This is a genomic window from Kitasatospora paranensis, assembly GCF_039544005.1.
Classification (GTDB): Bacteria; Actinomycetota; Actinomycetes; order Streptomycetales; family Streptomycetaceae; genus Kitasatospora; species Kitasatospora paranensis.
The window spans coordinates 7,431,586-7,443,283 of the sequence record NZ_BAABKV010000001.1 but is presented as its reverse complement, the minus strand read 5'-3'; the positions used below and the strand labels follow the sequence as shown (position 1 = coordinate 7,443,283).

Below are 11,698 nucleotides of genomic sequence, written 5' to 3'. Positions count from 1 at the left end.
TCACGCCGCCTCTGCCAGGGCATGCATGACGTCCTCACCGACGACCGTCCCGGCGCGCGCACCATGTCCCGCCTGACCGAACGAGGAGAACAGGTCAGCCGCACAGCGCAAAGCCCGCGTTGCAAGCAACACCGGCAGCTCGGCCGCGAACAGGGCTGCGTTGCGCACTCCGGTTCGTCCGGAACGACGGCCTTGATGCGGCGTCTGCGCACATGGGTGCGGTTGCCGAGGGGCGAGTGGGCCCTGTCCCCGGCGACCGCGTCGGGTCGGATGCGGATTGATCACCACTCACTCCGCACCCAGCGGACGCACCGCACGGAATGGCGGAACCATGCACCAAACCGCCCACCTGTTCGACGGGAGTTCGCGCACGCAATGGCCGACGCACTCCTGGTCCGCGGCACCCACCGCGCGCCGCACGTCCGACTCGCGGCCTGACAACCGGAATTTTCGGCGACGCACACTAGGATCTGCCTCGGGCGTCACTCGATCGACCGCTGCTCACCCACACCAGGAGGCCCGATGATCGGCGTGCTCGTGACTTTCGCGCAGACCGACGAGTTCGATCGTTCAGCTGTCGCAAAGATTGCCGGCGAACTCCGCGGACCGTTCGAAGGCATGGCCGGCCTTCGCTTCAAAAGCTTCATGCTCGACGAAAGCGGCCGTCAGGCACGGAACTTCTACGTATGGGACGACGAGGAAAAAGCCCGCGCCTTCTTCACGGAGGAGATCGTCGACAAGGTGACGGGGATTTATGGCGTCCCGCCGAAAATCGAGTACCTCGATGTCGTGGGATTCGTCGACAACTCCGGCAGCTGATTCTCCGGGGAGGCTGTCGCGCAAATCCCTGCCGCCCGTACCGGCCTGCACCATCGGGGCAAGCCAGAGAACTTCCCCGCATGCGATCGGGACCAGCCGCTGTTGCGGCCCTGCAGTCCCCTGTCCCGAATCACCGGCTGCCCGAAAACCCGAAGACCACCTTGCCCGGTCCGAGCGCCTGGCGATCCGGCGGGGCACTGCCCGTCTCGGCCTCCGACCACGTCGGATGTGGCTGCGAACAGATCGCCGAGGAGATCCTCCGTGCGGCCCCTGGCGCACGCAGTCGGCCTGGCACCGCGGGTTGCGCGGTGCCAGGCCGACTGCGTGGAAGCGACGGAGAATCACTGGTGGGCGTCGGCGCCTGTCTTCACCTTCGCCCGCTCCGCCGGGAAGTGCGCCGTCGCCTCGGCCAGTTCGGCAACGGTCCAGCGCGAGTCGCGGTTCACCCGGTCGACGGAGGACCAGCCCGTGTACAGCTCGACCTTGCTACCGAAGGCACGGAACACCTGGCCGGTGAAGCGGCAGTCCGCGGCGGCCAGCAGGCCGACCAGCGGCGAGACGTTGCCCGGGTGCCAGGTGTCGAAGCCCTCGCCCTTGTCCGCGACCAGCGCCGCAAGAGCGGGCGTGGACTGGGTCATCGCCGTACGCGCGCCGGGCGCGATGGCATTGGCCCGCACGTGGTAGCGGCCCAGCTCGTCGGCCGCGACGATCGTGAGGGCTGCGACACCGGCCTTGGCGGCACCGTAGTTGGCCTGGCCGACGTTGCCGTGCAGACCCGAGGTGGAGGAGGTGTTGATCAGCGACCGGTCCACCTGCACACCCGACTTCGCCTGCTCGCGCCAGTACGCGGCGGCGTGCCGGGACACCGCCCAGGCGCCCTTGAGGTGCACGGCGACCACGGCGTCGAAGTCGTCCTCCGACATGTTCACCAGCAGCCCGTCGCGCAGAATGCCGGCGTTGTTGACCACGACGTGCAGGTCGCCGAAGGTCTCGATCGCGGTGGTGACCAGCCGCCCGGCACCCTCGTAGTCGGCGACGCTGTCGTGGTTGGCAACGGCCTCGCCACCCGCCGCCCTGATCTCGTCGACGACGGTCTGCGCACCCGGACCGAGGTCGTTGACGACGACCTTGGCGCCCTCTGCCGCGAGCAGCAGGGCGTGCTCACGGCCGAGGCCTGCTCCGGCACCGGTGACGACGGCGACACGTCCGTCCAGTGATCCCATGATGGAACTCCTCTGTGATTCTTGCTTCTTCGGTACGGGGACTGCGCGGCGTGGTACTTCCGGCCGGTCAGGCACTCGCCTCGGGGCGGCCGGGCTGTTCGCCGCCGCGCTCCTTGATGTACGTCTCGGTCGGCACCATCACCTTGCGGCGGAAGATGCAGACGACCGTGCCGTCCTGCTTGTAGCCCTTGGTCTCGACGTACACGATGCCGCGGTCGTCCTTGGACTTGGACGGCCACTTGTCGAGGACGGTCGTCTCGCCGTAGATCGTGTCGCCGTGGAAGGTCGGGGCGACGTGGCGCAGCGACTCGATCTCCAGGTTGGCGATGGCCTTGCCGGAGACGTCCGGCACGGACATGCCGAGGAGCAGGGAGTAGATGTAGTTGCCCACGACGACGTTCTTGCCGAAGTCGGTCGTGTTCTCCGCATAGTTGGTGTCCATGTGGAGGGGGTGGTGGTTCATGGTGAGCAGGCAGAAGAGGTGGTCGTCGTACTCGGTGACCGTCTTGCCGGGCCAGTGCTTGTAGACCGCGCCGACCTCGAACTCTTCGTAGGTGCGTCCGAACTGCATGGGGATGTCCTTAGGAAGAGGGGAGGTCAGGCCTGCGGGGGCTCGAACTTGGAGGTGCGCTCCATGCCTGCGGCGCGGCCCTTGCCGGAGATGACGAGGGCCATCTTGCGGCTGGCCTCGTCGATCATCTCGTCGCCGAGCATTGCGGAGCCCTTGGCGCCGCCGGCCTCGGAGGTGCACCAGTCGTAGGCGTCGAGGATCAGCTCGGCGTGGTCGTAGTCCTCCTGGGAGGGCGAGAAGATCTCGTTCGCGGCGGCGACCTGGTCCGGGTGGAGGACCCACTTGCCGTCGAAGCCGAGGGCGGCGGCGCGGCGGGCGACCGCCTTGTAGCCGTCGGCGTTGCGGATCTGCAGGTAGGGGCCGTCGATGGCCTGCAGGTCGTTGGCGCGGGCGGCCATCAGGATGCGCATCAGGATGTAGTGGTACGCGTCCGCGTCGTAGCCGGGCGGCTGCTCGCCGACGACCAGTGACTTCATGTTGATGGAGGCCATGAAGTCGGCCGGGCCGAAGATGATCGTCTCCAGCCGCGGCGAGGCGGTGGCGATCGCGTCGACGTTGATCAGGCCCTTGGCGTTCTCGATCTGCGCCTCGATGCCGATCTTGCCGACCTCGAAGCCCATGGTCTTCTCGATCTGGGTGAGCAGCAGGTCGAGGGCCTTGACCTGCTCGGCGTCCTGGACCTTGGGCAGCATGATGCAGTCGAGGTTGGGGCCGGCGCCCTCGACGACGGTGATGACGTCCCGGTACGTCCAGTGCGTCGTCCAGTCGTTGACCCGGACGACCTTGGTCTTCTTGCCCCAGTCGCCGTTGTTGAGGGCGTCGACGATGTTGTGCCGGGCGCTCTCCTTGACCAGCGGGGCGCAGGCGTCCTCCAGGTCGAGGAAGACCTGGTCGGCGGGCAGGCCCTGGGCCTTCTCCAGGAAGCGCGGGTTGCTGCCCGGTACGGCGAGACAGGAACGGCGGGGGCGAAGTCGGTTACTGGGCATCGTGGTTCAGCGCTCCGGCGCGTAGTCGGTGGTGTTCTGGACGTGCAGGAAGACCTGCTGGGCGGTGCTGGCAGCCGTGCCGCGCGACGCCTCCTCGGCGATGTGGCCGACCAGGCCGACGGCGCGGGCGGCGGTGACGACCGTGCGCACCTGCTGCCAGGTGAAGCCCAGGTCGGCCAGGACGGCACCGAAGGTGCCGGCGCCGTTGAGGGTGATCTGCTTGCCGCGGCGCCGCTCCAGCTCGGCGTGGACGGCCTGGAGCAGCATGGAGTGCGGGCCCAGGAAGCCCCACCGGTCGGCGAGTTCGAAGAAGCGGGTGGTCCGCGGGTCGACCGGGCGGTGGATCGGGTGGCCGAAGCCCGGGAGCTTCTGGCCGGACGCCGCGAAGGAGTCGACCACGGCCGCGGCGGTCTTCTCCGGCTCCTGTCCCCGGGGGCCGGCGGCGAGCGCCTCCTGGAGGAAGCGCGTGGTCAGCTCCATGGCCCCGAGATAGACGCTGCCGGCGCCCAGCAGGCCTGCGGCCACGGCCGCCTGGGTGGCCTCGGGGGCGCCGAGCCAGGTCAGACGGGCTGCCAGCGAGCTCGGGGTGAAGCCGTGCTCGGCGATGCCGATCATCAGGGCGTTGAGCATCTTCGACTCGTTCTCGCCCGGCAGCCGGCCCTGCGCACCGAGGAATACCAGGTCGGCCAGGTTCGCATGGCCGATGACCTCGGAGCAGAGGTCGTAGCCGTAGATGTTGATCGAGTCGGACGTGGAGGTGCCGATGCGGGTGGTGTACACGGGGATCCTTCGACTGGAGGGACTGTGGCTGGTCGGCGGGTCGGGCGGCGAGGTCGCGGACCTCGCTCGTCAGGCGCGGCCGGTGAGGCTGCGGGGCGGCTCGCCGACGACGTCCGGGGTTCGGGCAACGCGGCCGTGCCCGCGCCGAGGCAAGTCTCCGGTGCCGCCGCGTGACCGGGATCAGCGCATGGCGTTGATCCCGGTCAGCTCGCGGCCGATGATCAGCTGCTGGATCTGGGAGGTGCCCTCGGGGATGGTGAAGCCGCGCGCGTCGCGGAAGTACCGCTCGATGGGCAGCTCCTCCATGTAGCCGCTGCCACCGTGGACCTGGAGGGCGAGGTCGGCGACCCGGAAGGCGTTCTCGGTGGAGATCATCTTGGCCATCGAGCAGGCCATCTCGCCGGACTGGCCCGCGTCGAGGACGGCGGCGGCCTGGTAACTGTGCAGCCGGGCGGTCTCGGTGAGGCACGCCATGGTCACCAGCATCTCCTGCACCAGCTGGAAGGAGCCGATCGGCCGGCCGAACTGGTGGCGGTCCTTGGCGTACTGCAGCGAGCGTTCGAAGGCGGCACCGGCGAGGCCCGCCGAGCCGCAGGCCACGTCCAGGCGGCCGATGTTGAGGCCGTGGGTGGCGATCCGCATCGCCTGCCCCTCCTCGCCGACCCGGGCCGAGTCGGGGACGAAGGCACCGTCGAAGGAGAGCTCCGAGGTGGTGGTGGAGCGGATGAACATCTTCTCCATGTCGTGCGCCGTGTAGGGGGTGACGCCGCGCTCGACGATGAAGGCGGAGATGCCCTCGCGGCCCTTGGAGGTGTCGGTCTTGGCGAAGACGATGCCGAAGTCGGCGATGCTGCCGGAGGTAATGAAGGTCTTGGTGCCGTACAGCTTGTAGCCGCCGGGCACCTTCTCCGCGCGGGCGGTCATGCTCGCCAGGTCGGAGCCGTGGTCCGGGGAGGTGAGGGCGAGGAAGACCTTGGCCTGGCCGGCCATGATGCGGGCCAGGTAGTTCTCCTTCTGCTCCTTGGTGCCGTACTGGGTGAGCCAGAGCGACACGATGGTCATGGTGTTCATGATCACGCGGAGCGAGGCCCAGCAGCGCCCGGCCTCCTCCATGAGGACGGCCTGGTCGGTGAAGGAGGCCCCGCCGCCGCCGTGCTCCTCGGGCACGATGCCGGAGACGTAGCCGAGCTGCACCAGCTCGGGCAGCTGATCGAAGGGGAATCGGTGCTCCCGCTCGCACTCGGCGATCTGCGGGGCGATCTCGCGCTCGAGGTAGGAGCGGACGCTGCTGCGCAGCAGTTCCTGGTCCTCGGTGAACCTGAGCAGTCCGTGGGAGGCCATCAGCCCTCGGTCCTCCGCAGCAGCATCAGCGGGGTCTTGCCGATCTGGACGACCTCACCGCGCTGGTTGACCACGCGGCGGGTGACCTCGATGATGCCCCGCTTGCCGTCCTTGGTCGGGCGGCAGTCGGTGATCTCCGCCTCCAGGCGGATGGTGTCGCCGATGAGGACCGGGCCGGTGAACTTCCACTCGAGTCCGAGCAGGGCGACCAGGTTGCTCTGGATGCGCAGCACCAGTTCGGTGCGGGTGAACAGGCCGGAGGCGATCGAGAGGCCGAGGATGCCGTGGGCGATGCGCTCGCCGAAGGCGGTGCTCTCGGCGTAGGCGGCGTTGACGTGGACCTCGTTGTAGTCGCCGGAGAGGCCGGCGAAGTTGACGATGTCCGTCTCGGTGACGGTGCGGCCGGGGAGGTGAAGACCTGGCCGGTCTTCAGGTCCTCCCAGTACCAGGTGTCGGTGCTCATGGGTTCTCGTTCCTCGGGTGTGGCTCGGGTGGCTGCCGGGCCCGGGCCGGGTTCCGTCCGCACAGCCGTGCGGCCGGAACCCGGCCCGGGAGACCGGGCGTTACTTGACGGAGGGGTTGAGGGCGGGCGGGCCGGAGGGCAGGTGGCCGAGGGCGGTCTCCAGTTCCTTGACCGTCCAGCGGCTGTCGCGCTCGTGGGTCTCGCGCTCGGTCCAGCCGTCGTAGACGTCGATCCGGCCGCCGCGGACCATCAGCATCTGGCCGTTGACCTGGCAGCCCTCGGTGGCGAGCCAGGCCACGACGGGCGAGATGTTCGCCGGGTCCCAGGTGTCGAAACCCTCGCCGGTCGCGGCGATCTTCTCGCCGAGGCCGGGGGTCGCCAGGGTGAGCCGGGTGCGGGCGACGGGGGCGAGGGAGTTGACGCGGACGCCGTACCGCTCGAGTTCGCGGGCGGCAACCAGGGAGAGCGTCGCGATGGCGGCCTTGGCCGCGGCGTAGTTGGCCTGGCCCGGGTTGCCGCGCAGGCCGGAGCCGGACGCGGTGTTGATCACCGAGGCCTTCACCGGCCGGCCGGCCTTGGTCTGCTCGCGCCAGTGGTTGGCGGCGTGGTGCAGGGGCGCGAAGTGGCCCTTCATGTGCACGGAGATGACGGAGTCCCAGTCGCTCTCGCTCATCCGGCAGATGGTGTTGTCGCGGAGGATGCCGGCGTTGTTGACCAGGATGTGCAGGTCGCCGAAGGTCTCCACGGCCAGGTCGACCATCGACTTGGCGTCGGCCCAGTCGTTCGCGTAGCCGGTGTGGGCCACGGCCTCGCCGCCCGCGGCGCGGATCTCGTCGACGACCTGCTGGGCGACGCTCGCGTCGGCGGCATCGGCGCCGCCCGCGATGCCCGGGTCGTTGACGACGACCTTGGCGCCCTCGGCGGCGAGCAGCAGCGCGTGCTCGCGGCCGAGGCCGTTGCCGGCGCCGGTGACGACGGCCACCCGGCCTTCGAGGCTTCCCATGGTGAACTCCCTTGCGTGATGGGGTGGTCTGCTGTGCGCTGGGCTTCTGCGGGCGGTCAGTGCACCGCGCCGGACCGGCGCAACTCCGTGATGTCCTCGGGGCCGTAGCCGGCCCGGCGCAGGACGTGGTCGGTGTGTTCGCCGAGCAGGGGCGCGCGGCGGGCGGGCGAATGCTCCGCTCCGGCGAACTTGATGGGGCTGGCGGCGATGGTCACCGGCCTTGCCATGCCGGGGTGTTCCACCTGGTGGAGCATGTTCCGGGCGTGGACGTGGGGGTCGGCGAGGATGGTGTCCGCGGTGTTGACCGGGCCGACGGGGACGAGTCCGCCGAGGAGCGCGGTGATCTCCTCGCGGGTGCGTTCGGCGGTCCACCGGCCGAGGACGTCCCGGACCTCGCCGCTGTGCGCGGAGCGGTCGACATTGGTCCGGAAGCGCGGGTCGTCGCCGAGTTCGGGGCGTCCGACGGCCTTGCACAGGGCGACCCAGTGGTTGTCGCTCGGCGCGGCGAGGGCGATCCAGCCGTCGCGGGCGGGGAACACGTCGAAGGGGCTGAGGATCGGGTGTCCGTTGCCCTCCGGGCCGGGGACGGTGCCGCGGTAGGAGTGCTGGTAGACGATGCGCTCGCAGGAGGCCAGCACCGCGTCGTACATCGACACGTCGACGAACCGGCCGTGCCCGCTGGTCTCGCGTTCGCGCACGGCGGCGAGGGTGCCGAGCGCGGCGTAGATCGCCGGCAGGATGTCGCCGAGGCCGGGGCCGGTCTTGGTCGGCGGGCCGCCGACCGGGCCGGTGATGCCGAGCAGGCCGCCCATGGCCTGGGCGACGATGTCGTAGCTGGGCCAGTCCTGGTAGGGGCTGGCGCCCGTACGGGGTCGCCGAAGCCGCGCACGGCGGTGTAGACGAGCCCGGGGTTGATCTCGGCGAGCTGCTCGTAGCCGAGGCCGAGGCGTTCCATGACGCCGGGGCGGTAGTTCTCGACCAGGATGTCGGCCCCGGCGACCAGGCGGCGGACGACCTCGGCGCCCTCGGCAGTGGTCAGATCGACCACGGCGCCGTACTTGTTGCGGTTGACGCTCTGGAAGTAGCCGCCGTAGGCCTTCAGTTCGTCGTCGTCGGCGAAGGGGCCCATGGGGCGGGTGAGGTCGCCGGCCGGCGGTTCGATCTTGATGACGGTAGCGCCGAGGTCGGCCAGCAGCATGGTGCAGAACGGGCCGGCGAGCATCCGGCTGAGATCCACGACCACCAGGCCCGAGAGCGGGCCCGAAGCGGTGGCCGGGATGGGGACGGGGGTGGAGGTCGTCATGGCTACCGTCCGAGCAGGGTGTCAGAGATGATCTTCATCTGGATCTCGGACGTGCCTTCGAAGATCTTGGTGAGCCGGGCGTCGCGCCAGTACCGCTCCGCGGCGAAGTCGGTGGTGTAGCCGGCGCCGCCGTGGATCTGGATGCCCTCGGAGGTGACGTGCTCGGCCATCTCGGTCGCGTGCAGCTTGACCATGGAGGCCTGGAGGTTGAGCTGGTCGCGCGGGGCGCCGGCGTCGTGGTCGGCGCATACGCGGTGCAGCAGGGCGCGGGAGGCCTCGATCCGGGTGGCCATGTCGGCGATCTTGAACCGGATGGCCTGCTTGTCGGCGATCGGCCGGCCGAACTGCACCCGCGTCGCGGCGTAGGAGATCGAATCCTCCAGCGCACCGCGGGCCAGACCGATCGCCCGGGCCGCGGTATGGATCCGGGCGATCACCAGGTCGCCCATGGCGACCCGGAAACCCCGCCCCTCCTCACCGACGACCATGCCGGGCTCGACCCTGGCCTCGTCGAAGGCCAGCTCCCAGGTTTTCCACCCGTGGTAGCCGATCTTGCGGACCGGGTTGCCGGTGACGCCCGCCGGCAGCGTGCCTCGCTCCTTGGGCATCAGGAAGCAGGTGATCCCGTGCGAGCGGTGGGCGGGATCGACCGGCTCGGTGCGGGCGAAGACCTGGAGGTAGTCGGAGCCGTCGGCGAAGGTGCACCACATCTTCTGGCCGGTGATCCGCCAGCCGCCGTCGGCCTCCCGCTCGGCGCGGCAGCTGATGTTGGCCACGTCCGAACCGGCCTCCGCCTCGGAGAGGGCGAAGGCGGAGAGGAACTCGCCGCGGGCCATCCTCGGCAGGTACTGCTCGCGCTGCCCGGCGCTGAACCCGTGGGCGAACTGCTGTCCGCGGGCGATCAGCGAGGCCACGCTCATCCAGCCGCGCGCCAGCTCCTCGACGACGATCGCGTACTCGGAGACACCCAGGCCGAGGCCGCCGAACTCCTCCGGGATCAGGATGCCGAAGAAGCCCAACTCGGCCATCTTGTCGCGGAGTTCCATCGGGATCTCGCCCTGCACCGGGTCCAGCTCGTTGGCGACCGGCAGCACGTCCTTGGCGACGAACTCCCGCACCATCGTCTGGATCGCCAGTCGGTCCTCGGTGAGGAACGTCACCGGACGTGTCTCGGAATGCGTGCTCAAGGTCCTGCTCCCTGTCCGCCCGGGAGGGCGAGTCGTCGTGCCGGCGGGCAGCACGGTCTTCCGCTGTGGTTCGTCGATGCGGTCGGGCGCGCCGCCGCAGGGTCAGTCGGTGAGCGCGGCCGTCACGGCCGCGGCTGCGGCACGCACCTGCGCGCCCCACCGGGGCACCTGCTCGGGGTCGAAGCGGCTCTCCGGCATCGACACTCCGAGGCCGGCGACCGGTGTGCCGGCGGCGTCCAGGACGGCCGCGCCGACGGCGCAGACGCCGGGCCGGTTCTGACCGGTGTTGACGGCGAAACCCGTGGCGCGGATCCCGCCGATCGCCGACCGGATCAGCTGCGGGTCCACCACCGTGCGCGCGGTCAGCCGCGGCAGGGGCTCCCGGAGCACCCGCTCCGCCTCCGCCTCGGGGAGGAGGGCGAGCAGAGCGAGTCCCGCCGAGGTCACCGGCATCGGCGAGGTGGCGCCCAAGCGCTCGAAGGTGCGGACGGGCTGCGGGGAGTCGATCCGCTCGATGAGGATCATCCGGTGCTGCCCGTCGGGTATCTGGAGGGTGACGGTCTCGTGCGTGAGATCGCGCAGCTCCCGCATGGGGCCGAGCGCCGCTTCGCGCAGGCCCCCTCACGGGCGGCCCGCCGGCCGATGGTGACCATCCGCGGGGTCAGTGCCCACCGGGTGAACTCACGGCCCACGGGCCGGATCCACCCGGCGTCCGCGAGCGCCCGGAGTGTGCGCTGAACGGTGGACTTGGGAAGTCCGGAGATCCGGGAGAGTTCTCCCACTCCGGCCGGCTGATGCTCCGCGACCAGCTCCAGCACGGACAACACCCGATGTACGCCTTGCACGTCCGTCCTTCCGCTTCCGTTCGCCGCTCCCGTCCGGGGCGCGGGCGGTCGTCAGGGTCCGCGGGCGGCGCCTGCGGCGCGCGCCGGGCTCCGTTCCATGGATCTCCCTCCGTGCCCGAGGTGTCCTCGGGTGTGCGGTAGCGGTCGAACAGGCCCCGCGCGGCCCGCTCACCGGCACGCTATGCCGCACGGCGGCATCAGTAAATCCTTGAGATCCCTTTGGCTGCGATAGGCTTGGGCTGTGGAACGTCGCCATCTCGCCTACTTCATCGCCATCGTCGAGGCCGGGAGCATCTCCGAGGCAGCCCGACGCATGCACCTCAGCCAGCCCTCGGTCTCCCAGGCACTCAAGGAACTCGAACGGGAACTGCGCACCCCGCTCCTCGAACGCGGACGGACCCCGACCCTCACCCCCGCCGGCCGCGCCCTGGTCGGCCCCGCCCGCCGGGCCCTGCGCGCGTTCGAGGGCGTCCGTACCGCAGTCGAACAGGTGGGCCACCTCGCCACCGGGGTCCTGGACCTCGCGGTGGCACCGCTGCTCGGCATCGACCCCCTGGTGCCACTGGTCACCGAGTTCCGCGAGCGGCACCCCGGCGTACGGATCCGGATCCACGAGGCCGCCCCCGACTCGGAGGGCCTGGACAGCCTGCGCCGGGGCGAGGCCGAACTGCTGCTCCACGGCCAGGCCGCAGCCGTGACCAAGTACCGGACGGTGCGCCTGCCCACCGCCGAACAGTTCGCGGTCTTCCCCCGGGCACCGACGACCTCCCGGACGGACCGGTCAGCCCGGCGGACCTGGTCGGCCGCGACGTGGTGATGGGGATGGCGCGCCAGTCGGAACTGCGCGTATGGTTTGCCGCCGAGCTGGCGTCCCGCGAACTGCCGCCGCTCAACACCGTCGTGGAGACCGCGCACCGCGACGCCATCATCCCCCTCGTCCTGTCCGGGGTCGGCCTGGCCGTACTCCCCCGGCCCGAGGCCCGGGCCGCCGAACGGCTGGGCGCTGTCGTCCGGACGATGGACTTCGCCGTCCCCCACACCTGCTACCTCCTCCACCGCCGCGAACCCCTGTCGCCCGCCGCGCAGGCCTTCGTCGACATCGCCCTGGAGGAGGTGACGGGCCGGCCGGCGGCATCACCAGAGCCCCCTGAGACGGGCCACCCGTGAGGAGCGCAAG

The 11,698-nt window shown here is 70.4% G+C and carries 14 protein-coding genes and 2 pseudogenes; 3 read left to right on the top strand and 13 right to left on the bottom strand.

Annotated features, from left to right (window positions below; translation table 11 throughout):
- Complete coding sequence (locus ABEB13_RS35355; protein ID WP_345708756.1) at window positions 1-168, bottom strand: hypothetical protein; 168 nt, start codon at window positions 166-168, stop codon at window positions 1-3.
- Window positions 169-522: 354 nt separating this feature from the next.
- On the opposite strand from ABEB13_RS35355, the gene ABEB13_RS35350 reads away from it, so the two are divergent.
- Complete coding sequence (locus ABEB13_RS35350) at window positions 523-819, top strand: hypothetical protein (RefSeq protein WP_345708755.1); 297 nt, start codon at window positions 523-525, stop codon at window positions 817-819.
- Between the two features lie 341 nt (window positions 820-1,160).
- Here ABEB13_RS35350 and ABEB13_RS35345 read toward each other — a convergent pair whose 3' ends face one another.
- From ABEB13_RS35345 to ABEB13_RS40905, 12 genes and pseudogenes are all read right to left on the bottom strand, one after another.
- Window positions 1,161-2,045, bottom strand: coding sequence for an SDR family oxidoreductase (locus tag ABEB13_RS35345; protein WP_380232733.1), 885 nt, complete (start codon window positions 2,043-2,045; stop codon window positions 1,161-1,163).
- A 64-nt stretch (window positions 2,046-2,109) separates the two neighbouring features.
- A complete protein-coding gene (locus tag ABEB13_RS35340; protein ID WP_345708753.1) occupies window positions 2,110-2,613 on the bottom strand; it encodes a MaoC family dehydratase in 504 nt (167 codons plus the stop codon).
- Window positions 2,614-2,639: 26 nt separating this feature from the next.
- Entirely contained in the window at window positions 2,640-3,599 is a 960-nt protein-coding gene (locus tag ABEB13_RS35335; protein WP_345708752.1) for an HpcH/HpaI aldolase/citrate lyase family protein, read from the bottom strand.
- A 6-nt stretch (window positions 3,600-3,605) separates the two neighbouring features.
- Window positions 3,606-4,379, bottom strand: coding sequence for a citryl-CoA lyase (locus tag ABEB13_RS35330; RefSeq protein WP_345708751.1), 774 nt, complete (start codon window positions 4,377-4,379; stop codon window positions 3,606-3,608).
- Between the two features lie 180 nt (window positions 4,380-4,559).
- On the bottom strand, window positions 4,560-5,720 hold the full coding sequence (locus tag ABEB13_RS35325; protein ID WP_345708750.1) for an acyl-CoA dehydrogenase family protein: 1,161 nt from the start codon (window positions 5,718-5,720) through the stop codon (window positions 4,560-4,562).
- Window positions 5,720-6,163: a MaoC/PaaZ C-terminal domain-containing protein gene (locus tag ABEB13_RS35320; protein WP_345709938.1), complete on the bottom strand. Its 444-nt coding sequence runs from the start codon at window positions 6,161-6,163 to the stop codon at window positions 5,720-5,722. The genes ABEB13_RS35325 and ABEB13_RS35320 overlap by 1 nt, the downstream gene beginning before the upstream one ends.
- 120 nt (window positions 6,164-6,283) lie before the next feature.
- A complete protein-coding gene (locus ABEB13_RS35315; protein ID WP_345708749.1) occupies window positions 6,284-7,186 on the bottom strand; it encodes an SDR family oxidoreductase in 903 nt (300 codons plus the stop codon).
- Window positions 7,187-7,242: 56 nt separating this feature from the next.
- A pseudogene (locus ABEB13_RS35310) lies at window positions 7,243-8,034 on the bottom strand (CaiB/BaiF CoA transferase family protein); the annotation flags it as partial.
- A 35-nt stretch (window positions 8,035-8,069) separates the two neighbouring features.
- Window positions 8,070-8,489: pseudogene (locus tag ABEB13_RS40910) on the bottom strand (CoA transferase); the annotation flags it as partial.
- 2 nt (window positions 8,490-8,491) lie between these two features.
- Complete coding sequence (locus ABEB13_RS35305; RefSeq protein WP_345708748.1) at window positions 8,492-9,676, bottom strand: acyl-CoA dehydrogenase family protein; 1,185 nt, start codon at window positions 9,674-9,676, stop codon at window positions 8,492-8,494.
- Window positions 9,677-9,778: 102 nt separating this feature from the next.
- Window positions 9,779-10,291 carry an IclR family transcriptional regulator gene (locus ABEB13_RS35300; RefSeq protein WP_425559979.1) on the bottom strand — a complete coding sequence of 171 codons (513 nt, stop codon included), beginning with the start codon at window positions 10,289-10,291 and terminating at the stop codon, window positions 9,779-9,781.
- Window positions 10,198-10,503, bottom strand: coding sequence for a helix-turn-helix domain-containing protein (locus tag ABEB13_RS40905; RefSeq protein WP_425559978.1), 306 nt, complete (start codon window positions 10,501-10,503; stop codon window positions 10,198-10,200). Before ABEB13_RS40905 ends, ABEB13_RS35300 begins: the two co-directional genes overlap by 94 nt.
- 259 nt (window positions 10,504-10,762) lie before the next feature.
- On the opposite strand from ABEB13_RS40905, the gene ABEB13_RS35295 reads away from it, so the two are divergent.
- A complete protein-coding gene (locus ABEB13_RS35295; RefSeq protein ID WP_345708746.1) occupies window positions 10,763-11,338 on the top strand; it encodes a LysR family transcriptional regulator in 576 nt (191 codons plus the stop codon).
- A 5-nt stretch (window positions 11,339-11,343) separates the two neighbouring features.
- Window positions 11,344-11,688: a LysR family transcriptional regulator substrate-binding protein gene (locus ABEB13_RS35290; RefSeq protein WP_345708745.1), complete on the top strand. Its 345-nt coding sequence runs from the start codon at window positions 11,344-11,346 to the stop codon at window positions 11,686-11,688.
- Window positions 11,689-11,698: the final 10 nt, after the last annotated feature.